Below are 22,302 nucleotides of genomic sequence, written 5' to 3'. Positions count from 1 at the left end.
TGCGGAGTGCGAGTCCGGCGAGGCCCGGCCGATCGAACGTCAGCCGCCGTCAGGCGCACGGCCGCCGGTACGGGTGGTTCCCGGCGTACTTCGTCCACCGGCTGTCGGGCACGGGGGTGCCGATGTCGGCGCAGATCTGCCGGTACATGCGGTCGGCGTCCAGTGGCCAGAGGCGGATGCTGTCACCGTGCAGGGAGTCGCGCACGTTGGTGGCCACCATGCTGCTGTCGGGGCTGAACTCCAGGTCGCTTCCGGGCAGGGTGAGGGCGGAGCCGACGGACACGTTCGCGGGGTCGGCGACGTCCCACAGCAGGACCTTGCCGCTGACGAGGATTCCACCGGTGGTCAGGCCGACGGTGCGGTCGTCGCCGCTGACCGTCAGGTCCTGCGCCTTGTCCGTCAGCGGGACCCTGGCGATCGCCGCGTCCGGATGGTCGAGGTCCCAGAAGCTGACGGCCCGTTCCCGGTTGGACGCGGCCGCGACGTACCTGCCGCCGCCGAACACCCCGAAGGCGTTCGCCGCCACCGGCAGCTCTCCCGTGCGCACGGGGTTCCTGACCTCGGACACGTCGAGGACCTGGATGTCACGGTCCTCCTCCATGACGAGCATCCGGCGCTGCGGAGTGCTGGCGACGGCCCAGGCGTCGTGGAACTCCATGGGCAGCGGGTGGGGTCCGTCCGGACGGTACGGATCCGCGAGACTCCAGAGCCGCACGTCCAGCTTCTCGTCGATCACCACCAGTGCGCGCCCCTGCTGGTGGAGCCCGATCCCGGCCGGCGTGTACGGGACCGCCACCGTCGCCGCCTCCCGCGGAAGGCGGCGGTCCGTGATGTCCCAGAGGCGGACCGCACCGGCGGAGGGGTCGGTCAGGGCGAGGACGTTGCTCCCGGCGGAGGCCACTGCCGGCAAGCGGCCGGCCGACGGCCCGCTCCTGGCGAGGGTGGCCTGCAGGACGGGGTGGTGAGCGTCGCCCACCTCCCACAGGCCGACGGAGGAGTTGTCCGCCGGTGCGGTGAGAAGGGTGCGGCCGTCGGACAGGAATGTGCCGCTCGACCACGGGCGCGGCAGGATGGCGCCGGGAACCGGCCGTAGCCGGTCGGTGAGGTCCCAGAGCCGGACACTGCCGTCCTGGTCCCCGGTCACCAGCGTGCGGCCGTCGTTGCCGAACGCCGTGCCCGAAGTGCTGCGGGCCGCGCCGGTCAGCCGCTGCGGAATGGCCGCTCCCGGTGTGGTCCAGATCCGCACCAGGCCGTTGTCCCCGCCGACGGCCACGGTGCGGTTGTCGGTGCTGAACGCCAGCGAGCGCAGGGCGCCCGAGCCGGGAAGCGTGTTCCACAGCTCGATGTCGACGGTGTCGGGGCGCCGGTCGATCTGGAACTGGTTCACGCTGCCGTCGGTGTTGGCGGAGGCGAGGACCTTGCCGTCGGCGCTGAAGGCGAGGGCCAGGAAGTCCCCCCGTGCGCTGTCGAGCGGCAGTTCCTTCGCCAGCGGTCGGCTCGGGTCGGTGACGTCCCAGTAGTTGAGCTGCCCGTAGGTGCCGGCGGCCACGAGCAGTCTGCCCCCGGGGTGGAAGGCGAGGTTCCAGGCGCTCTTGACCGACAGGGTGGCCAGGACCGTCGGCCGATCCGAGGCCACGCTCCAGAGCCGCACGCTTCCGCCGTTGCTCGCGGTCGCCACGGTCCGGCCGTCCGGGTGGAAGGCCACGCCCGTGACGTCCTCGGAGTCCGCCGAGAACGTGCGGGGCGGCGCGGGACGGGCGGGGTCGGCGATGTTCCAGAGCCGGGCGACTCCCTTGTCGCCCCCGGAGACCAAGGTCCGCCCGTCCGGGCCGAAGGCCAGCGAGTACGCCACCTCCGTCTCGTCCGGAGTGCTGCTGAGCAGCTTGGGGCGGCGCGGGTCGGTCGTGTCCCAGAGCTGCAGGGACCTTCGGCCGTGCGTCGCGAGGAGACGGCCGTTCGGCGCGAAGGCCACCGCGGAGGTGCCCTCGGTGGTGAGCGCGGCGCCGAAGGCGGGACGGGCGGGATTGGCGACGTCCCAGAGCTTGACCTTGTGGTCGGTGTCGCCGCTCGCGAGGACCTGCCCGTCGGCGCTGAACGACAGGCTGACGACCGTCCCCGGGCGATCCTTGCCCGAGGGGTCGTCGAGGGTCACCGCATAGGGGCTCGCGTAGGAGGCGTACATCTCGTTGCGGGCCTCGTCGGTGGGCGACGTGCGGTAGGCGGCCAGGCTCAGCTCCAGCGCCACCGAAGGGTCGGTCGGACGGATGGCCGCCGCGTTCGTGGCGAGCCGGCGGGAGGTGAGCTCCGCCTCGTGCTGCCGGGCCGTGCGGTACTGCTGGACGGCGATCACACCGACCACGACCGTCAGGACCAGACCGACCACGCCCACGGTGCGGGCCGCCCGGCGGACCAGCGCCGCGCGGACGCTGGCGGTGACGAACTCCCGTTGCTGCAAGGTCAGATCGGCCCGGCGGCCCGGGCTCCGCACCCACTCGCGGATCCGGGCCAGCCGGGGATCGCGCAACAGGCTGCGCCGCCGCCGGTCGTCCTGCGACCAGCTGTCGCTCGCCTCCGCGAGCTGCTGGTGGAGCAACAGGCCCTCGCGGTCCTCGCCGAGCCAGACCTGGAGCCTGGGCCAGGCCCGCAGCAGCGCCTCGTGGGTGATCTCGACCCCGTCGCCCCGCGGGGAGAGCAGCCGGCCCCGGACCATGGTGTCCAGCACGGCGGCAGCCCGCTGCGGATCCGGGCTCTCCCGGATCAGGTGCTCCCGGGGCAGCCGGCGCCGGGTGTCGTCGGTGCCGTCACCCAGCTCCACCAACTGCAGCAGCAGCGAGCGCGCCAGCCGCCGACCGTCGTCGTCGAGGCCGCCGAACACCCCCTCCGCGGTGGCCGCGACGGAATGCCGGACGCCGCCGGTCGCCCGGTAGGCCCCGACGGTCATGAGACGGCCGTCCCGGAGCTGCCACGTCGCCTGCAACGCGTGGGCGAGCAGCGGAAGTCGGCCCGCCTCGTACTCGCCGCCGGCGGTGGCCCCGAGGTCCTGCAGCAGCAGCTCGACCAGGCCGGGTTCCACATCGAGGCCCGCCGAGCGCGCCGGGAACAGGATCGCCTCGCGCAGGCCCTGCTCCGGCAGCGGCCCGAGGTTGACCGGCTGGTCCGCCAGCGCCGAGCGCAGCCGCGGGTGGTCCATGGCCCGGCCGTAGAAGTCGGACCGCATGCCGTAGACGACCAGCGCGACGGGTTCGCGGCCCCCGCCCGGCTCGGCCAGCTGCGCCATCAGCTCCGGGAACGCCCGCCGTTCGGCGTCGTCGGACGTCAGGGTGAACAGCTCCTCCAGCTGGTCGACCACGATGACCAGCCGCTCCAGCGAGGCCTCGGCCATCGCCTCGCGCACGGCGGCGGCCAACCCGGCCGGGTCGGCGACGAGCGACTCCGCCACGGCGAGGTCCAGGCCCACCGCCGCCGCCAGCGCGCGGGCCGCCTCGGCCAGCGGCTCGGCGGTGGGCGTGAGGACCAGGTGCGGCCAGTGCGCCGCCCCGCCCCGTGGAAGCCCGCCCCTGCTCAGGGCGGGCAGCAACCCCGCGCGCAACAGCGACGACTTCCCCGCGCCGGACGCCCCGAGCACGAACTGCGGCCCGCCCGAACCGAGCCGCCCGGCCAGGCGCACGAGCAGGTCCGCGATCGCCGGGTTCCGACCGAAGAACCACCGGGCTTCGTCCGGCCCGAACGCGGTCAGCCCCGGGTACGGGCACTCCGTCCCGGCCTGACCGGACAGCACCTGCCGCACCTGGTGGACGCCGTCCTCCAGATGGAGGTGCAGGTCGCGCTCGGCCGCGAACAGGTCCCGCCCGGCCATGAAGGCCCTGGCGTCGCCGGACACCTCGGCCGCCAGGTGAACCCGGGGCTCCTCCGGTTCCGGATCCATCGGCCGACCCCCTCGTCAGGCGAACCCCTTCACTCCTCAACTCACCATAGGGCCTTGAGACTTCAACTGTCCCGGCGTCCGGCCGACGGCCGCGTTCCGCGCACCGTGACCGTGCGTCAGGACGGGGTGGGCATCCGGCCGAAGGACGTCGGGCCACCGGTCAGAACCACTCCGGGGGCGTGTCGGCAGCCGTCCGGTCGAGCGCGTCCAGCAGGTCGAACTGCGGCCCGGTGCGGGGGAGTTCGACCCGGAAGAAGTAGCGGGCGGCCTGCCGCTTGCCGTGGTGGAAGGGAGTGTCGGCGGCGCCCAGCGCGAGGTACTGCTCCAGCCAGATCCAGGCCAGCACCACGTGCCCGACCGCCTCCAGGTACACCGAGGCGTTCGGCAGCGCGACGTCCGGATCGCCCGCCGACCACAGCGCCCCGGTGGTGTGCCGGATCCGCCCGGCGGCGGCGTCCAGTGCAGCCGCGAACCGGGCCGCCTCGCCGCCGACGCGCTCGGCCCTCGCCGTGGTGGCCGCGAACGCCCCGAGCAGTGCGGTCAGGCCCGCGCCGCCGTCCAGCACCACCTTCCGCCCGAGCAGGTCGAGCGCCTGGATTCCGTGCGTGCCCTCGTGGATCGCGTTCAGCCGGTTGTCCCGGTAGAACTGCTCCACCGGGTGGTCCCGGGTGTAGCCGTACCCGCCGTGCACCTGGATCGCCAGGTCGTTCGCCGCCAGGCACCACTGCGCCGGCCAGCTCTTCGCCACCGGCGTCAGCACCTCCAGCAGCCGTCCCGCCGCCGCCCGCTCGGCCGGCTCCGGGGCGGTGCGCTGGTCGTCGATCAGCCGGCTGCAGTACAGGCTGAGCGCCAACGCGCCTTCCACGTAGGCCTTCTGGGCGAGCAGCTGCCGTCGGACGTCCGGGTGCTCGATGATCGGCACCTGCGGCGCGGACGGGTCACGGCCCGTCAACGGGCGGCCCTGCGGGCGGGACCGGGCGTAGTCCAGCGCGTGCAGGTAGCCGGTGTACCCGAGCGCCGCCGCGCCGAGGCCGACGCCCGTCCGGGCCTCGTTCATCATGTGGAACATGCACGCCAGCCCGCGGTGCAGCTCGCCCACCAACTCACCCACCGCGCCCGGCGCTTCGCCCGGACGGTACCGGCCCTCGCCGAAGTTCAGCACCGTGTTGACCGTCCCCCGGTACCCCATCTTGTGGTTCAGCCCGGCGAGCACCACGTCGTTGCGCGCCCCGAGCGAACCGTCCGGCCCCACCAGGTACTTGGGCACCGCGAACAGCGACAGCCCCGTCACCCCCGCCGGTGCGCCCGGCGTCCGGGCCAGCACCAGGTGCACGATGTTCTCGCTCAACTCGTGGTCGCCGCCGGAGATCCACATCTTGGTGCCGAACAGCCGGTAACCGCCGCCCGGTTGGGGCACCGCCGTGGTCCGGACATCCGCCAGCGAGGATCCCGCCTGCGGCTCCGAGAGGCACATGGTGCCGAAGAACCGGCCCGCCGCGAGCGGGCGCACCAGCCGCTCGCGCTGCTCCGACGTTCCGTACACCGCAAGGAGGTTGGCGTTCGCGACGGTGAGGAACGGGTACGCCGCCGTGCCCACGTTCGCCGCCTGGAACCACGCCGTGCAGGCGTTCGCCACCAGCGTCGGCACCTGCTGCCCGCCCAGGTCGTGGTCCATCGCCGCCGACATCAACCCCGAGGCGACGAAAGCCTCCAGCGCCGCCCCCACCTCCGGGTGCAGCACCACCCGCTCCCCGTCGAACCGCGGCTCCTCCACGTCGTTGCGACGGTTGTGCGGGGCGAAGTGCCGCACGGCGAGCTCCTCCGCGAGATCGAGCACCGCGTCGAAGGTCTCCCGGTCGTGCTCGGCGAACCGCTCCCGCGCGGTCAACGCCTCCGCGCCCAGCCACTCGAACAGCAGGAAGTCCAGATCCCGACGCGACAGCACCGACCCGGCCACGGCACACCCCAATCCGGTGAGGAGGACGCCCGGGGGAGGACGTCCAGAGGCCGCAGATCCTAAGCCGGACCGCCGCCGTTCGGGGAGAACGGCGGCGGCCCGGCCTCGAACGGGTTGACGGCGGGTCAGCGGCGCAGGGTGGTGACGGTGAGGCCCGGGGCGGAGCCGATCTCGGCCTCGGTGAAGCGCTCGGTCACCCACTGCTCGGCGGCGTAGCGGCGGGTCTGGTCGGTGAAGTGCGGCGAGGTCGGGTCGGCGGACTGCCCGTAGGTGAGCAGCGTCCGGGTGCGCGGGCCCTGCCGGGTCAGCTCGGTGGCCATCAGGAAGCTGGAGCCGTGCGGCGCGCCCGCGCCGGCCGCCGGGTAGGTGCCGCCGCCCGCGCCCGAATCCGGCCCGGCCGTCAGCACGTTGAAGCAGCCGATCTCGCCGGTGCAGCCGTGCAGCGGGATGCCCGCCCAGCGCTGGACGTCGCCGATCGCCGCGTTCACCGGCACCCCGGTGGCCGCCAGGCGCAGGACGGCGTCGGCGAACGCGCGCTGCGCGTCGGCGTTGTCGGCGGCGATCCCGCGCGGAGTGGTCAACGGCCGCGCCGGGTCGTACGGGACGGTCTGCCAGGCCCGGCTGCGGGTGCCCGCCAGCGCGCGCTGGTACGCCTGCCAGAGCACGGTGCCACGGCTGGCGGCGTCGGCCCGGGTGTCCCAGGCCGCGAGCACGTCGCACGCGGCGCGCACGTCGACCCGGGTGCCGTCGGACGCCGTGACCGCCGGGTGGGCGCGGCACAGCGCGACGGCGTCGTCGCGGTCCAGTTCGGCGCTCTGCACCCGGTTGCCGAACATGGTCGCCTGGAGCGAGGCGAGGGTGAAGCCGGGCGCGCCGAGGCCGTCGGCGCCGGCCCGGCGGTCGGCGATCATCCGCAGGCCCAGCTGCGGCCGCGTCGCGAGCTGCTGCGCCGCGTTGTAGACGATGGGCAGGCCGGCGATCGGCGCGTCGGCGTTGGTCAGGTAGGGGCCGTTGTTGGAATTGGCCACGTAGTCGGTGCGGGTCAGCGCGGGGTGGTTGGCCGGGCCGAAGATGCCGGGCACCCGCGCGTCCCGGTCGGTGCCCGGGTCGCAGCCGGTGGTCGACCCGTCCAGCGCGCCCATCTCCCAGGGGCTGGGCACCAGGCAGCGCGTCAGCTGCGCGTCGGGCAGGTGCGGGACGGCGGCGGAGTCGGTGAAGTAGACGGTTCCGCTGGTGTCGACGGCCGTGGTGTACACCCACGGCGCGCCCTGGTAGGTGCGCTGGGCCTGGCGCAGCTGGTCGAGGTTCTGCGAACGGCCCATCGCCACCCACTCGTTGAGGGAGCGGAGGTTGTCGGCGTTGGCGTCGCGCAGGGCGTAGGCCTGCTCGCCCGTCCAGCCGTCGGCCAGCACGTAGCCCTGCCGGGAGCGGTAGAGGGTCCGCTCGATGGTGGAGAGCGTGCCGTCGGCGGCCCGGACGGTGACCGGGACGGTGGTCGCGGTCATCCGTTCGACCTTGCCGTCCACCAGGTACGAGGTCGGGTCGCCCGGGGCCAGCGAGAGCCGGTAGAGGGTCGCGTGGTCGGAGTAGCTGGAGGTGTGCGTCCAGGCCAGGCCGTCGGTGTGGCCGATCTGCAGGAACGGGATGCCGTAGAGGCCCGCGCCGGCCACGTCCAGGACACCGGGGATGGTCAACTGGGCCTGGTAGAACCGCTGCGAGCCGACCCACGGGAGGTGCGGGTTGGCCAGCAGCAGGCCGTTTCCGTTGCGGGTGGCGTCCCGTCCGATCGCCCAGCCGTTGCTGCCGAGGTCGGGGGTGTCGGTCGCGCGGCGCACCGGGGCCGGCGCCGCGGCGAGGGCGGTCGCTCCGGCGCCCGGGACGGCGTTGGCGACCAGGCTCTTGGCGGTGCCCGCAAGGGTGTTGACGTCGTAGAGGATGTTCCAGAGGTCGTCGGCGGTGATCGGCCCGACCCAGCCCTTGCCCCGGCAGGACGGGTCCGGGAGGCGGTTGACTCCGGTGTCGTGCAGGTAGCGGTTGTACCCCGCGACGTACCCGTCGACCAGCTGCCGCACCTCGCCGGTCGGACCGAGCGGCGCGGGTTCGGCCAGCAGCCGCCGCACCGTCCCGGAGCGCAGCAGGGCCAGCTGGTAGGCGTCGCTGTCCGGGTTGGCGATCCGGTCCGAGGACTCGCCGTCCGGGCCGAACCAGCGCGAGCGCTCGCCGCGCATCGTGACCACCTGGTCGGCGAGTTCGCAGAGGTTGTCCTGGGCGAAGGCGTACCCGTAGCCGTACCCGAGGCCGCCGAAGTCCCGCGCGAGCACGTGCGGGACGCCGTACTCGGTCCGGCGGACCTTGGCGGTCCAGCCGCCCCGGTCGGCCCCGAGGTCGGTGTCGGCGGCCTGCGCCGAGGCGGGCGCGAGTGCCGTCAACAGCCCGGCGGCGAGCCCGAGGGCGAGCGCACCGGACGCCAACCGGCGTACTCCCGCGCGAGACTGACGAGTGGTCAGTTTCGTGTTCTCCGTCATGGATCCACGCTGCCGCACCGGCCGTTTGTCGTCATCGCTCCACGGGAGGAGGCGGCTCTCGCTCTCCGGACCCACCCGGGTACGTCCGGAGTAGGGGTTTCTCCGGGGTAGCGTTCGATTCCGAACGGTGGGTGACCGGCCGGTCGTGCGGCGAGGACCGGGCAGTCGTGCGGCGAGGGCCGGGCGGGCTCCGCCGGGTGGGTGTCGCTGCCGTGCCGGCCCGGCCCGGAGTGCGCCCGGGAGCGGTGCGCCCGCACCTGATGATCACTGAAGGAGCGCTGGTGGAACGAGAGTTGACGGAGCCCTGGGAGGCCGTGCTGTGCACGCCGGAGGGCGGGAGCCGGGCCGGAGTGCTGGTGCTGGCCGGATCGAGCGGGCGGGTGGAGCGGGAGCGGGCGCGCCTGCTGGCCCGGGCCGGGGTGACGGCGCTGGCGATCCGGTGGTTCGGCGGCCCCGGGCAGGCGCCCGGCGTCTGCGAGGTGCCGCTGGAGACGTTCACGGCGGGCGTGGACCTGCTGCGGCAGGCCGGGGCGGAGCGCATAGGCGTGCTCGGGACGTCGAAGGGCGCCGAGGCCGCGATGCTGACGGCCGTCCACGACCCCCGGGTGGACGCGGTGGTGGCCCAGTCGCCCACCTCGCTGGTCTGGAGCAACGTCGGCCCCGGCCTGGACGGCACCGACCGCCCGCTCCGCTCCTGCTGGACGTGGCGGGGCCGGCCACTGCCGTTCGTGCCGATGGACGAGACCTGGACGCAGAGGGAGCCCGAGGGCGAGCCCGTGGCCATCCGCGGCTGGTACGAGCAGAGCGAACGGACGTTCGCGGACGCGGTCCCGGCGGCGACCATCCCGATCGAGCGCACCCGCGCCGATCTGCTGCTGATCGCGGGCGCCGACGACGCGATGTGGCCCTCGGCGCCCTTCGCGCACCGACTCGCCGCCCGCCGCCACCGCGCCGGCCTCGGCGCCCGGGTGATCGAACGCCCGGACGCCGGCCACCGCCCGCGCTTCCCCGGCGAGAGCCCGGCCCCCGCGTCCACCGTCTTCGCCTACGGCGGCACCCCGGCGGGCGACGCACTGCTCGGCGCGACGGCGTGGCCGCACGTCGTGGACGTCCTGACGGGACGCCAGGTGCGCGACGCCGAGTGACCCGTGCGGGGGCTGGGGCCCGGACGGCGGGGCGGTGCGGTCAGGCCGCCGGGACGCGCGTGCGCAGCAGGCAGAAGACGTTGCCCTCGGGATCGGCGAGGACGTGCCGACGCTCCTCGCCGGTCTGCCCGATATCGGCGGGCCGCGCGCCGAGAGCCAGCAGCCGGGCGAGCTCGGCGTCCTGGCCGCGGTCGGTCGGGCTGACGTCGAGGTGCAGCGGGAGCCCGGCCGGCCGGGGGTCCGTGGCGGGGCTGAGCACCAGGGTGGGCTGCGGGCCGCCGAACCCGGCGCCGGGCGGCCCGATCTCGATCCCGCCGTCGGGCTCGCGGCCCAGCTCGACGTAGCCGAGGGCCTCGCACCAGAACCCGGCGAGCAGCTCGGGGTCGGCGCAGTCCAGGATCAACTCGCTGATGCGGCAGGCCATACGGGGAAGCCTACGGACTGTCCCGCAACGGGCTGCCGCTACCCGAACCACGCTCTCGGCGGCCGTGCGGCCGTGCGGCCGTGCGGTCGTGCGGTCGTGCGGCCGTGCGGACGTGCGGCCGTGCGGACGGCGGAGGGGTGAACTCCGCGACCAGGACATGCTCCGTCCGCCCCTGCCCGTGGAGGACGCGGCGGCCGTCGGCGGTGAAGTCGCCGCGTTGATCGGCCTCGACCCCGGGCGGGGTGCCTCGCGCGGGGTGCCTCGCGCGGGCGTCCCGAGGGAGAGCGTCCCGAGGGGGGAACGGGCCGTCCGTTTTCGGACAGCCGGGGGCCGTCGCCGTTGCTGTGTGTGCGACGGGAAATCCTCCATGTGCAGCGGGGTCGAGCCGCTCAAACTTTCGGATTCTGTCCGATTCGTCGTCAGAATCTCCAGGCCGGAACACGCCTGACGCGGACATGACCCTTTGCGTAGCCTTGACCCGGCGGTTCCCTCGACCGCCGTCCCCCACAACTCCCCAGGAGCGCAGATGCGTCGTTCCGTTCGCATCCCCTCGCGTGCCGTCGGCAGGCTGCTCAGCGCCGCGGCACTGGTCGCAGGCGTCGGTCTCACCCAGTTCGCCGCCCCTTCCACGGTCACCACCGCGCAGGCCGCGGCCTCCACCGAGTGCGTCGGGGAGGCGGCCCACGACGACGCCGCGGCCCGGAAGCCCGCCGGCAACTCCGTCGGCCGGGACCCCAACGCCGTGACCGACGCACAGGTCAGGACGATGGAGGCGGACCTCAAGGCCCGCGTCGCCCAGCTGGCGAGCACTGTTCATGGCGGCGCCCTGCTCGCCCCCGGCGCGACGGTCGCCACCACCATCCCGGTGTACATGCACGTCGTCCACTCCGGGACCACCGGCAAGCTGACGGCCGCCACCATCGCCAAGCAGATCGACGTCCTCAACGCGGCCTACAGCGGCCAGGGCGCGGGCAACACCCCCAGCCAGTTCCAGTTCCAGCTGGTCTCGACCGACTACACCGACAACGCGTCCTGGTACGCGGGCGTCGCGCCGGGCTCCACCGCCGAGAGCTCGATGAAGAACGCGCTGCGCAAGGGCGGCGCCAACGCCCTCAACATCTACAGCGCCAGCCTCGGGCAGTCGCTGCTCGGCTGGGCGACCTTCCCGAGCAGCTACAAGTCCAGCCCGACCGACGACGGCGTGGTCATCCTCGACACCTCGTTCCCCGGCGGCTCGGCCACCAACTACAACGAGGGCGACACCGTCACCCACGAGGTCGGCCACTGGCTCGGCCTCTACCACACCTTCCAGGGCGGCTGCGGCGGCCAGGGCGACCAGGTCGCCGACACCCCGGCCGAGAAGACCGCCGCCTACCAGTGCCCGACCGGCCGCGACACCTGCACCACCGCCGGCGTCGACCCGATCCACAACTTCATGGACTACACCTACGACTCCTGCATGACCCAGTTCACCGCCGGCCAGGTCGCCCGCATGGCCACCTCCTGGGCCGCCTACCGCGCCTGACGACCCATCCGCTCCGGCGGGCCCCGACGGCCACCGCCCTCACGCCGGCGGGTGCGCGGCGACCACGCCGCCACCCGCCGGTGGTGGTCCGGGTTCAGCAGAGGGTGGCCTGGCCGTCGGGGCCGCGGGTGGGGCGGGGCAACAGGGCGGTGCCGGTGAGGAGTTCGTGCAGGCGCGGGGCGAGGGAGGAGTTGCGGGGGTCGGCGGCTCGGCCGATCGCGTCGGCGAGGGCTGCGGGGTCGCCGAGCAGGACGACGATGCGGCGGGCGCGGGTGACGGCGGTGTAGAGGAGGTTGCGGCGCAGCAGGAGGTAGGAGGAGTTCCTGGTGAGGGGGACGACGACGACGGGGTACTCGCTGCCCTGCGAGCGGTGGACGGTGACGGCGTAGGCGTGGAGGAGCTCGTCGAGTTCCTCGAAGCCGTACAGCGCGGTGGAGCCGTCGTCCGTGAGGACGTGGAGGCGGCGTTCCTTGTCGTCGACGGCGGTGACGGTGCCGGTGGTGCCGTTGAGGACGCCCTTGCGGACGTCGTTGCGGATGGCGATGACGCGATCGCGGAGGCGGAACGGCCGGCCGTCGGCGAAGTGCTGGGGTGAGCCGTCCTTGTGCGGGTTGACGACGTTCTGGATCGCCAGGGCGAGGTCGCGGGTGCCGGCCGGGCCTTTGGTGGAGGGGGCCAGGACCTGGACCTCCTCGGGGCGGACGCGGTAGGTCGTCGGGAGCCGGCGGGTGACGAGGTCGACCACGGTGTCGGCGAGGGCGTGGTCCGGGGTGGGCAGGAACCAGAACTCGCCACCGTTGACCGTCACTTGACCATGGCGGATGCGGTGGGCGTTGGGCGGGATGGTGCTGGCGCCCGCCTGGCGGAAGATCGTGTCGAGTTCGGTGCGGGGAATGGCCTCGACGGACAGCAGGTCGCGCAGCACCTGGCCGGGGCCGACGCTGGGGAGTTGGTGGACGTCTCCGACCAGCAGCAGGTGCACGCCGGTCGGGAGTTTGGACAGCAGGCGCTCCAGCAGCGGGAGTTCGAGCATGGACGCTTCGTCGATGACGACCAGGTCGGCGCCGTCGAGGGCGTCGTGGGCGTCGAACAGGCTCAGCGGGCCGGCGTCGTCGTCCCTGGGTCTGCCGATCATGCGGTGGACGGTGGTGGCCGGGCGGCCGGTGAGCTCGGACAGGCGCTTGGCGGCGCGGCCGGTGGGCGCGGCCAGTGCGACCCGGCCGCCGACGGCTTCGACGAGGTCGAGGATCGCGCTGACGGTGAACGACTTCCCGCAGCCCGGCCCTCCGGTGAGCACCGACACCGGCTCGGTGACGGCCATCAGGACGGCGTCCTCCTGGCGCTGCGTCAGCCGGACGCTGCTGTCCACCAGCGGCAGCGGGCCCTGGTGCCAGGGGTGCCGGGCCGCCAGGCGGGTGGGGGCGGTGCGCAGGCGGGCGATCCGGGTCGCGGCGGAGACCTCGGCGGCGTGCAGGCGCGGCGGGAACACCGCCGGGCGCAGGCGGCCGCGGTGGGGGAGGTCCTGGACGACGACGCGGCGGTCGGCGGTGAGCCGGTCGAGCTGGTCGGGCAGCAGCGGGGCCAGTTCGTCGTCGCGGAGGTTCGCGCACGTCCTGCGGAACAGCTCGGCGTCCCACAGGAAGGTCTGGCCTTCGCGGACGGAGGCCTCGTCGAGGGTGTGGACGAGGGCGGCCTGCAGCCGCTCGGGGCTGCGCTCGGGCCAGCCCAGTGACAGGGCGAGCTTGTCCGCCGTCGCGAAGCCGATCCGGAAGACCTCGGTGAGCCGGTAGGGGGTGTCCTGGACGATGTCCAGGACGTCGGCGACGTCGCGGGCCTCGCCCTTCTCCACCCGGAAGTGGTGGGCGATGCGGGGTGCGTGGGTGGGGGAGACGCCGGCGCCCTGCAGGAGGACCATCAGCTGGCGGATCTCCTGGTGGACCTGCCAGGCTGCGACGATTCCGGCGTACCGGGCCTCGCCGATCAGGTGGACCTCCCGCAGCCGGGCCGGGGTGGTGTCGATGATCTGCAGGGTGTCGAGCTCGAACTGGTCGACGATGGCGTCGGCGAGTTTCGGGCCGATGCCGCGGACCAGGCCCGAGGCGAGGTACTTGCGGATCGCGTGGACGGTCGCGGGCTCGACGTAGCGGCATCCAGTGGTGTGGAACTCCGGCCCGTAGACCGGGTGTTGGGCGCGGGTGCCGGTCAGCTCCAGCGTCTCGCCGGGCTGGACGCCGACCAGGACCTCGCCCTTCGCGGTCAGGCTCTCACCGCTCTCCAGGCCCAGCCGCAGAGCGGTGAAGCCGTTGCTCCCGACGAACAGGATCCGCTCGACGATGCCGTCCACCGTCTCGACGACGGCGCCCGTCCCGGCCTGCTGCTCCATGGTCGTTCCCCAGTGCTGTTCCGCCGCGGCCGCGGTGTCGTCCATGGCCCGATCATGGAGCGCGGGGCGGCGCTTCGCAGGTATTTGCCGGAAATTCCCCGAGCGGGGCGTCCACCGGGCCGGCTCGCTGCGGGGCAGCCCTCGGCCGTGCTGTTCCCGAACCCTCCGGGGGCTCGTCACTTCGTTGCCCGGCGGTGGCCGACGTCGGCGAGCCCCCACCGGCGCGGCCCGGAGCGCCGACGTTGTCCGAAAACCGGATGGCAGCCCCCTTTCCGGCCCTGTTGTTATGAGCGCATCAATCACATGCAACTCAAGGGGGATCAGTCATGGGCAAGATGCTCAGGCGTGCGGCCGTGTCCACCGTCGCTCTCGTCGCGGCGACCACGGCCGCCGTCGGGACCGGCGGCGCGCAGGCCTCGGCCAGCACTGTGATCGCTCTCGGCAACACCTACAGCGCCGGTGTCTACTCGGCGCCCAACGCGGGCTCCGCCAAGGTCGGGGTGCCCGACCTGCACCCCGGCGACTCGGTCGCGGTGAACTGCTGGACCGCCGGCGGCAGTGTCGGCAACTTCGGCAACGTGTGGTACCACGCCTTCCAGGAGATCTACGGCGGCGCCCCCTACCAGCAGGTCGGAGGCTGGGTCTTCGCCCCCTATGTCGACGGTGCTGCCGCGTTCCACAACAACTGGATCCCCAAGTGCCCCTGATCCGGGCATAGTTGCCTGTCGGCGAGGTGCCGACGTCCGCCCCGGTGCGTCCGGGACCCTGCGGGCCGTGCTCGGCCCCGCAGGGTCTCTCCCCGAGGGGCGGCCCGGAAGCACAAGGGTGCCCCGCAGGGTGCGGCCGGGGATAGGCTGCGCGGGCATTCGGGGTGTCGGGTGAACGGGGTGGGGCGTGCGGGTTCTGCAGGGCGGTCACCGGGTGCACTTCGTGGTGGCGTGGGTGCTGTGCGCCGTCGAACTGCTCTGCCTCGCGGCCACCGCGCCGCCGTTGCGGTGGGCGGCGCCGGCGTGGTTATGGGGCTCGACCCTGGTGGCGATCGTCCTGGTGTTCGGTGCCGCACTGGCGCGTTCCTGGTCGGTGCCGCTGCTGCGCAGGGGTTGCGGCCTGCTGAAGTACCTGTGGCTGCTGCCGCGCAGCGTGCGGGTCTGCTACGCGGTGGCGGCCTGCCTGCTCGCCGTCGGGCTGGCGACCGGCGGGGGCGCGGCCGAGGTCCACAAGGACGAGTCCGGGTACTCCTGGACGAAGCGTGAACTCGGCCCGAACGGGCGGACGTTGGTGCGGACCGGCATCGACCGGGCCGAGTACGAGCGGCGCCGGGGAGCCGAGGTGCGGATCCTCACCGGCGTCCCGGCGGTGTTCGCCGTACTCGGCAGCTTCCTGGTGCTGGTCTCCGCCGAGGCGGCGCACGGAGTCGCCATGGCCGAGGACGCCCCTCGGGCGGGGAGCCGGCGGCGACGGCGCCGATAGTCGGCGAGCGCGCCGAGGAACTCCTCGGCCACCACCACGCGTCCGGCTCTCGCCCGATCCTGGCCGGCGCCCGGACGCCCGGACGCCCGGACGACCGGACGCTCGGACGCCCGGACGACCGCCGTCACCCGCAGTCGCTGTGCCGAGGAACGTCTCGCCGAGGCTGTGGCCCGAAGCGGAATCGATCAGTACGTGGTACTCGGCGCGGGCCCGGACTCCTTCGCCTGCCGCAGCGAACTCGCGCGCAGCGCAAGGGTGTTCGAGGTGGACCATCCGCACACCCAGGAGTGGGGGCAGGCCCGCCCGGCTGCCGCCGGGATCACCGTCCCGCCCACGGTGTCCTTCGTTCCGCTCGATCTCGAACAGGGCGGGGCGGGCGCACCGACCGCCGCTCCGGCGGCCGCCGGGTTCGACCCGGCGCGGCCGGCCGTGGTCGGCCGGCTGGGCGTCACCATGTACCTGAGCGTCGAGGCGACCGGCCAAGTGCTTTCCACTGTCAGCGAGTTCGCGTCCGGCACCGAGCTGATCGCCGAACACTTGCTGCCCGCCGGGCACCGCGACCGGGCCGAGCACCGCGACCCGGCCGGGCAGGCCTGCGTCGAGCAGGTGCAGGCGGCGGCCGCCGAGGGCGGCGAGCCGTGGCGGACCTTCCTCACCGTCGAGGAGATGGACACCCTGCTGAGCGCGCCCACGGCCTGCGCCCGCCGGCCTCCCTGCGCCGGCGCGACACCGTGGACGCCGAGCTGTGGAACGAACGGGCCGACGCGCTGCGGCCGTTCGGACTCTCCGTGCCGGCCCACGCGGTGGTGCCGGAGCGCTGAAGGTTCGGCGGCGGTGGAGGGTCAGAGCCCGGCCGGGTCGTCCAGGACGGCGCGCAGGCGGGCGACGCACTCGGCGGCGAAGGCCGGGTCGCTCTCCCAGTAGTACGGCACTCCGGCGATCGCCACGGCCACCGCCCAGCCGCAAGCCCGTTGCCACGTCAGCTCGTTGACGTCGAGGGCGGCGCGGTAGGCATGGCGGGCGGCGACCGGGAAGTCCCACAGCGGGGCGTGTTCGGCGTCCGGGAAGCCGATCGACAGGCCGCCGAAGTCGATCACCGCGCGCAGCCGGCCGTCCTGGACCAGCACGTTGGACGGCTTCAGGTCGCCGTGCAGCCACACCCGGGGGCCGGACGGGGCGGGCAGGGCGAGTGCCGCGTGCCAGATCGCCTGCAGACGGTCGAGATCCAGGTCGAGGCCGGGGAGCCTGCGGGCCTGTGCGAAATACTCGCCGACCCAGGTGTCGCAGGGCGCCAACTCGCCGCCCCGGTACCAATGGAGGCCTTCCCGCGCGTCCTCGGGCGGCAGCGGCAGGGCGTGCAGGCTGCGGACCGCCGCCGCCAGCTCCGTCCCGAAGACGCCCCAGTCGGGCACCGAGTCGGGACCGGGCTCGGTGCCCTCGATCCACCGGTACACCGACCACGGGAGCGGGAACCCGCCTCCCGGCACGCCTTCGTGCACCGGCTCCGGCACCCCGCACGCCAGCTCCGGTGCCAGCCGCGGCAGCCAGGCCTGCTCCTTGCGTACCGCAGCCGCCGTCCCCGGCGTCCGCGGCAGCCGCACCAGCAGTCCGTCACCGAGCCGGAACATCCGGTTGTCGGTGCCCGACCCGGCGGGCCGGATCGACAACTCGGCCCACTCCGGCCGCTGTTCGGCCAGCAGGCGGCGGACCAGGGACTCGTCGGTCGGGATCTCGTCCTCGTGCAGCGTCATTCCGCCAGCATTCAACACGAACCCACCCGGACGCGAACGAAATTCCGTCGCACCGACGGGTGATCGCCAGGCCTTCGCGTTCGACCGCCCGGCCGACCAGCCCGGCATCGACGACGTTCACGTAGCCGCCGTCGACCCAGACCAGCCCGACCTGCGGAAACAGCTCCCGGACACCGGTGAGGACCAGCTTCGCGCCCGCCCGGTCCTGCACCGAGGCCGAGTGCACGACCGCCCGCAGCACCAGCCCACAGGTGCCGCTCTCGGCCTCGCACGCGTCGTAGCCGATCGCCTCGCCGCCCTGGTGGCTGCGGGCCGACTACGAATCCGGCATCGCCGCCGAGGGCCGCGGATCCCGGCCGTCCGCCACCCGGACCCGCTCGCGCAGCACGTCGTGAGCCCGGTCCCATGTGCCGTCCGCCGTCCACGCACGGAACCACCGGTGGGCCACGTCCCACGGCGCCAGGTCGTGCGGCACCAGCCGCCACGCACAGCCGCTGACCAGTACGTACAACACGGTGTCCACCACCATCCGACGCGGGAACTTCAGCGGACGACCGGCCCGGCGCGGATCCCGCTCCGGCAGCAGCGGCTCGATCACCGCCCACTGAGCATCCGTCAACGACGAGTCGTAGGACGGCTCGCACGCACAGCCACACATGGCGGCGATCTTCGCGGACCAGCCGCCACGGAGATCACCGCCACCGCATCACAACGTGCAGTTGATCAACTACCCAACACCTTCCGGGGCGGGCCGACTGTGCTGCCGCGCGAGCAGGTCCCGACCGGGAGGGTCGGTCGTCAGGCGATGTACACGCTCTGGCCGAACTCCTGGGTCGTGCTGCCGCCGGGAGGAACGACCGCGATCACCTGGCCGGTGCAGTTCGAGCCGTCGTACACGAGGGCGTACTCATTGGTCTCGTTGCGCACGATGAGCGGGAAGATCTGCGCGTTGTAGCAGCCGCTCGGATTCTCGATGGTCTGGTTGGGGGCGATGAAGAGCGTCCCGGTGGCCGCGGAGGCGGCATCGGGGAGGGCGAGGGCCATGGTGGCCGCGGTGGCGAGGGTGCCGAGCACGGTTGCGAGGCGTCGCACGAGGACTCCTTGGAGACGGGATGATCGGGGCCGGAACGCCCCGGGCCCAACCTCGCCGCCCGCCGGAGCACCCGCAATTCCCGTGCGCCGAGCGGGCGCACGCATGCGGATGGACGGGTGGACCGGGAAGCCGGGGAACGGCGCCCGGCTAGGCTGCGGATGCCGGACGAGCCGGTCGGAACGGGGGAGTGGACGCATGGCGGAGATCGTGGTGCCGGGCCCGGAGCCGGACTGGCAGCCGGCGACCATCCCCGGGTACGGCACCGGGCGGAATCCGGTCCACCAGATCAGTCTGTGGGAGGCGTCTGGGAGCCTGTACCGGATGGTGGCCGGGTTGAAACCGCCGCTGGAGGCGCTGGCGGCCCGGCTGCGGCTGACCGTGGAGCGCAGCTGGGAGGACCCGGGCGAGGTCGACGCCGCGGTGTTCCGGATCGAAGGTCTCCGGTTCGCGCTCAGCCTGATGACCTACGGCCAGCACGAGACCTGGGTGTGGCTGCACCGCTCCCACGAGGACCCCGACGCTGCGTTGGAGGTCCTGCTGCGCGCGCTGGGCGTCGGCCGCGAGGCGCTGGCGTTCACCGGCGGTCCGGAGACCGGGTTCCACTTTCTTGACGACGACGCCCGGCCGGCGGGCTCCTGAGTCGCCCTCACGCGGAGACGACGGGCAGCAGGCCGCGTTCGGCGAAGACCTGCTTGGCGGCGAAGGTGGCGTTCAGGGCGCGCGGGAAGCCGCAGTACACGGCGGAGTGCAGGAGGGCCTCGACGATCTGCTGCGGGGTCAGGCCGACGTTGAGGGCCGCGTTGACGTGCACCCGGAGTTGCGGCTCGCAGCCGCCGAGCGCGGTGAGCATCCCGAGGGTGACCAACTGGCGGTCGCGCGGCGCGAGTTCGGGGCGGGCGTAGATCTCGCCGAAGCCCCAGGCGGTGACCTGGTGGGCGAGCTCCGGCGAGACGTCGGACAGCGCGGCGAGCACGTTCTGGCCCGCCTCGCCGTCGATCCGGCCGAGGACGTCGAGGCCGTGCTCGAAACGCTGCCGGCGGGTGGTGGCCTCGGGCGGTGCGGTGGTGGCGGTGGTCATGGGTACGGTCTCCGGTCGTCCGTCGCTGCGGGGAACGGGGAAACCGTAGGAGTTGGAGTGCGCTCGAACGCAACGGCCCAGAGGCTTCAGCGCCGGAGCAGTTCGCAGAAGCGGTCCGGCGCGCGGTCGGTCCGCAGGCGCACCTGTTCCCGCGCGAGCTGCTCCAGCAGCAGCCGGCGATCGCCGCGGCGCACACGGTGCTGACCGTCGAGCCCGACCCGGCGTCGCTGCACGCGTTCGGCCCTGACCTGAACGACCGGCCGGCCCGGGCGCCGGCCCACCGGGAGGGGCGGCGTCAGGCGGCCGAGGCCGCGGCGGAGTTCCGCCTCGCCCGGAAGTCCGGGTCCGACCTGGCCTGATCCGCCCGCACGACACCACCGCAGCCCCGCCCGATCGGCTACCTGATCGGGCGGGGCTGCGGTGGTGTCGTGGCGGCGCGGAACGCACCGGCGGGGCGTCAGGGCTTGAGGATCAGGCGGATCGGGTTGCCCTGCTTGGTGTGCAGACGCTCGACGGCCTCCGCGGCCCGCTCCAGCGGGAGGACCTCGCTGACCGAGCGGGAGAAGTCCAGTCGGCCGCCGGCGGCGAGGGAGATCAGCTGGGGGACGGCGCTCTCCTCCGAGCCGTAGTGGCCGAGGATCTGCTGCTGCAGGTAGGAGAAGCGGACGCTGTCGGCGACCGTCAGCGGCTGGTCGGTCAGGCCGACGAGCACCAGTCGCCCGTGCGCGCCGAGGACGGTCATCGCCTGCTCGCGGACGGCCGGGACACCGGCGAAGTCGAAGGCGGCGGCCAGGCCGGCCCCGGCGGTCGCGGCGCCGATCCTGGCGGCGAGCTCCGGGTCGGCCGAGTCCAGGACCAGGTCCGCGCCGAAGGCGAGGGCGCGCTCGCGGGCGGCGGGGGAGGGGTCCACGGCGATGACCGGGTTCGCGCCGATCGCCCGCAGCAGCTGCACGCCGTGCGCGCCGAGGCCGCCGACGCCCCACACGCCGACCGGCTCGGCGGGCCGCACCTGGCCGGTCGTGGTGATGGCGCCCCACGGGGTGGAGACCGCGTCGGGAATGATCGAGCCCTGCTCGAACGGGATCGACTCGGGCAGCCGGATCAGCGTGTCCTTGCGGGCGAGCGCGTACTCGGCCCAGCCGCCGTCGTAGTCGACTCCGCGCGTCCAGGTGATGCCGTCGCGCTTCTCGCCGGCCTGCAGCACGACCCGGTCGCCGACCTGCCAGGCGCCCGCGTCCTCGCCCAACTCGGCGACGGTTCCTGCGACTTCGTGCCCGAGCGTGACGCTCTCGCCGGGGAGGTACAGCGGGGTCAGCGAGCCGTCGATCAGGTGGACGTCGGACAGGCAGACACCGGCCGCCTCCACCTTGATCAGCACCTGGCCGGGGCCGGGGACGGGGCGCTCCACCTCCTCGACGCTCAGCTTGCGGGTGGGCAGGTGCAGGCGGACGGCACGCATCCGGGCCATGGTCGATCCTCTCCGGCCGACGGCGGACGTGTCGGCGGCCTCGTTGCCGCAGCGCCCTGCCGAGGAAGTATCGCAAGGCGACTTGCATTAACGAGGCTACGACGCGATACGCGGCAATGCAAGATGGCCTGCGTTAGGCTTCGGGCGTGTCGAAGGAGAAGCGGACGGGGTCCACGAAGCAGCCGGTCGACGACGCGTTGCCCGAGGGCAGGGCCGCGACCCCGCTGCGCCGGCGCGGCGCCGCGATGCGGCGGGCCGTGCTCGACGCCACCGTGCGACTGCTCGCCGAGGGCGGGCTCGACGCCGCCAGCGTCTCGGCCGTCGCGGCGGCGGCCGGCGTGCACGAGACGTCCGTCTACCGGAACTGGGGCACCCGCGAGCAGCTGCTTCGCGAGGCGCTCGCCGACTACACCGACCACGCCCTGCCGCTGCCCGACACCGGCAGCCTGCGCGAGGACCTGCGTCAACTCCTCACCGCCCTCGGCGCGTTCCTCGCCACCCCGGAAGGGCCCGCACTGCTCCACCTGAGCATCGCTCCGGCCACCGCCGAGACCCGCAGCGGCCGCGACGCCTACTGGGCCGAGCGGCTGGAACGCGCCGAGACCCTGCTGCGCCGGGCCGCCGAACGCGGCGAGATCCGCCCGGACGTCGACCCCCGGGCGGCGGTCGAGGCGCTGATGAGCCCCCTGTTCGCCCGCCACCTGCTGCTCGGGGAGCCCGTCACCCCGGCCTTTCTGACATCCCTGGTCGACCTGGTGGTGGACGGCCTGGCCCCGCGCTGAGCCGCGCCGCGGCGGCCGGGCGCGCTTCCCGGCGCACCGATGCCGACGTCCGCGCGCCGCCGCTGCTGCCGGGCCGGTCGCGCGGGGCAGGTGCTGACCCACCCGGCCCGCAACGCCGACGACGGCTGCCGGGCTGGGCCCGGACCGGAGCGGAGGCGTCCGAGTGCCCGAGCCCGGCCGCCCGGGACGAGCGGATCGAGGCGGGCGCGGGGCGAAGTGCGGCCGAGCTCCTGGCCGATCTTCGGTGCAGCGCCGCCGAGTTCGAGGCCGAGTGCGGACGGATGCCGCCCGAGGCGCGGCACCGGACCGCCCGCCGGACCTGCGGCCGGGAACGCCCCGCCGCCCGGGCGGCGGACGCCCGGCCGTGCGAAGTGCCGGTCCACCGCGTCGATCCGGGTGCGGGCCGCAGGCCGGCCCACCGGTCCGCGGACTTCGTCGAGCCGATGCTCGGCCGGGCGGTGGCGGCGCTCGGCGCGCGCGAGGGGGCGCCCGCCGTGGTGCCGCACGCCACCGGCACCGGCGCCTCGTGCGGGCGGGGAGGCGGTGCGGCGACGGTCGTCCGCGGGTCGCAGAGGTCCCGGCCGGCCCGGCTGATGGGGCGCTCTGCCGGTGCACGGTGCTCCGGCGCTGCCGGGCGGGCCCTTCCTCCAGTGACGTCCTCGGCACGGACCCGCCCCGTTCCGGCTGTAGAGAGCCTCGGCGGTCGAAGTGCAAGATCTGTGGACCCTTCCCATTTCTGCGCCGTCCGGGTGAGGCTTGAAGCGCCGGGCCGCTGC

16 protein-coding genes and 2 pseudogenes are annotated in these 22,302 nt (G+C 73.9%); 8 read left to right on the top strand and 10 right to left on the bottom strand.

Annotated features, from left to right (window positions below; genetic code table 11):
* Window positions 1-49 precede the first annotated feature (49 nt).
* The 3 genes from CG736_RS01885 to CG736_RS01875 all read right to left on the bottom strand — a co-directional run bounded on the left by CG736_RS01885 (window position 50) and on the right by CG736_RS01875 (window position 8,407).
* A complete protein-coding gene (locus CG736_RS01885) occupies window positions 50-3,925 on the bottom strand; it encodes an NACHT and WD repeat domain-containing protein (protein WP_100584362.1) in 3,876 nt (1,291 codons plus the stop codon).
* A 160-nt stretch (window positions 3,926-4,085) separates the two neighbouring features.
* On the bottom strand, window positions 4,086-5,882 hold the full coding sequence (locus tag CG736_RS01880) for an acyl-CoA dehydrogenase (RefSeq protein WP_100584361.1): 1,797 nt from the start codon (window positions 5,880-5,882) through the stop codon (window positions 4,086-4,088).
* 125 nt (window positions 5,883-6,007) lie between these two features.
* A complete protein-coding gene (locus tag CG736_RS01875) occupies window positions 6,008-8,407 on the bottom strand; it encodes a penicillin acylase family protein (protein ID WP_100584360.1) in 2,400 nt (799 codons plus the stop codon).
* 281 nt (window positions 8,408-8,688) lie between these two features.
* On the opposite strand from CG736_RS01875, the gene CG736_RS01870 reads away from it, so the two are divergent.
* A complete protein-coding gene (locus CG736_RS01870) occupies window positions 8,689-9,552 on the top strand; it encodes an acyl-CoA thioester hydrolase/BAAT C-terminal domain-containing protein (RefSeq protein ID WP_232733728.1) in 864 nt (287 codons plus the stop codon).
* A 40-nt stretch (window positions 9,553-9,592) separates the two neighbouring features.
* Here the strand turns inward: CG736_RS01870 and CG736_RS01865 are convergent, their stop codons facing one another.
* Window positions 9,593-9,976, bottom strand: a complete 384-nt coding sequence (locus tag CG736_RS01865) for a VOC family protein (RefSeq protein WP_100584359.1) — start codon at window positions 9,974-9,976, stop codon at window positions 9,593-9,595.
* Between the two features lie 526 nt (window positions 9,977-10,502).
* On the opposite strand from CG736_RS01865, the gene CG736_RS01860 reads away from it, so the two are divergent.
* Window positions 10,503-11,501: a zinc metalloprotease gene (locus tag CG736_RS01860; protein WP_100584358.1), complete on the top strand. Its 999-nt coding sequence runs from the start codon at window positions 10,503-10,505 to the stop codon at window positions 11,499-11,501.
* Window positions 11,502-11,595: 94 nt separating this feature from the next.
* Here CG736_RS01860 and CG736_RS01855 read toward each other — a convergent pair whose 3' ends face one another.
* Window positions 11,596-13,929: an AAA family ATPase gene (locus CG736_RS01855; protein WP_100584357.1), complete on the bottom strand. Its 2,334-nt coding sequence runs from the start codon at window positions 13,927-13,929 to the stop codon at window positions 11,596-11,598.
* A gap of 281 nt (window positions 13,930-14,210) precedes the next feature.
* Between CG736_RS01855 and CG736_RS01850 the strand changes: the two genes are divergently transcribed.
* The 3 genes and pseudogenes from CG736_RS01850 to CG736_RS01840 form a co-directional block, all read left to right on the top strand.
* A complete protein-coding gene (locus CG736_RS01850; RefSeq protein ID WP_100584356.1) occupies window positions 14,211-14,591 on the top strand; it encodes a hypothetical protein in 381 nt (126 codons plus the stop codon).
* Between the two features lie 187 nt (window positions 14,592-14,778).
* A complete protein-coding gene (locus CG736_RS01845) occupies window positions 14,779-15,354 on the top strand; it encodes a hypothetical protein (RefSeq protein ID WP_100584355.1) in 576 nt (191 codons plus the stop codon).
* A gap of 141 nt (window positions 15,355-15,495) precedes the next feature.
* A pseudogene (locus tag CG736_RS01840) lies at window positions 15,496-16,278 on the top strand (class I SAM-dependent methyltransferase); the annotation flags it as partial.
* On the opposite strand, the gene CG736_RS01835 reads toward CG736_RS01840, so the two are convergent.
* The 3 genes and pseudogenes from CG736_RS01835 to CG736_RS01825 form a co-directional block, all read right to left on the bottom strand.
* Entirely contained in the window at window positions 16,197-17,105 is a 909-nt protein-coding gene (locus tag CG736_RS01835; RefSeq protein ID WP_100584354.1) for an aminoglycoside phosphotransferase family protein, read from the bottom strand. The pseudogene CG736_RS01840 and the gene CG736_RS01835 overlap by 82 nt on opposite strands.
* A gap of 73 nt (window positions 17,106-17,178) precedes the next feature.
* Window positions 17,179-17,763 (bottom strand): annotated as a pseudogene (locus CG736_RS01830) (transposase); the annotation flags it as partial.
* 140 nt (window positions 17,764-17,903) lie between these two features.
* The gene (locus tag CG736_RS01825; RefSeq protein ID WP_100584353.1) at window positions 17,904-18,197 is read right to left on the bottom strand and encodes a hypothetical protein; all 294 of its coding nucleotides are present in this window, start codon (window positions 18,195-18,197) and stop codon (window positions 17,904-17,906) included.
* A 196-nt stretch (window positions 18,198-18,393) separates the two neighbouring features.
* On the opposite strand from CG736_RS01825, the gene CG736_RS01820 reads away from it, so the two are divergent.
* Complete coding sequence (locus CG736_RS01820; RefSeq protein ID WP_100584352.1) at window positions 18,394-18,837, top strand: hypothetical protein; 444 nt, start codon at window positions 18,394-18,396, stop codon at window positions 18,835-18,837.
* A gap of 7 nt (window positions 18,838-18,844) precedes the next feature.
* Here CG736_RS01820 and CG736_RS01815 read toward each other — a convergent pair whose 3' ends face one another.
* Window positions 18,845-19,276, bottom strand: coding sequence for a carboxymuconolactone decarboxylase family protein (locus CG736_RS01815; protein ID WP_100584351.1), 432 nt, complete (start codon window positions 19,274-19,276; stop codon window positions 18,845-18,847).
* Window positions 19,277-19,473: 197 nt separating this feature from the next.
* Between CG736_RS01815 and CG736_RS35815 the strand changes: the two genes are divergently transcribed.
* The gene (locus CG736_RS35815; protein WP_157815353.1) at window positions 19,474-19,635 is read left to right on the top strand and encodes a hypothetical protein; all 162 of its coding nucleotides are present in this window, start codon (window positions 19,474-19,476) and stop codon (window positions 19,633-19,635) included.
* Window positions 19,636-19,733: 98 nt separating this feature from the next.
* On the opposite strand, the gene CG736_RS01810 is transcribed toward CG736_RS35815, so the two are convergent.
* Window positions 19,734-20,744 (bottom strand): zinc-binding dehydrogenase, encoded by a 1,011-nt coding sequence (locus CG736_RS01810; RefSeq protein WP_100584350.1) that lies wholly within the window; start codon window positions 20,742-20,744, stop codon window positions 19,734-19,736.
* Window positions 20,745-20,989: 245 nt separating this feature from the next.
* On the opposite strand from CG736_RS01810, the gene CG736_RS01805 reads away from it, so the two are divergent.
* Window positions 20,990-21,526 carry a TetR-like C-terminal domain-containing protein gene (locus CG736_RS01805; RefSeq protein WP_100584994.1) on the top strand — a complete coding sequence of 179 codons (537 nt, stop codon included), beginning with the start codon at window positions 20,990-20,992 and terminating at the stop codon, window positions 21,524-21,526.
* The last annotated feature ends 776 nt before the right edge of the window (window positions 21,527-22,302 follow it).

This window comes from Kitasatospora sp. CB02891 (genome assembly GCF_002803145.1).
Taxonomy (GTDB): domain Bacteria; phylum Actinomycetota; class Actinomycetes; order Streptomycetales; family Streptomycetaceae; genus Kitasatospora; species Kitasatospora griseola.
This window is presented reverse-complemented; position numbering and strand designations above follow the sequence as displayed.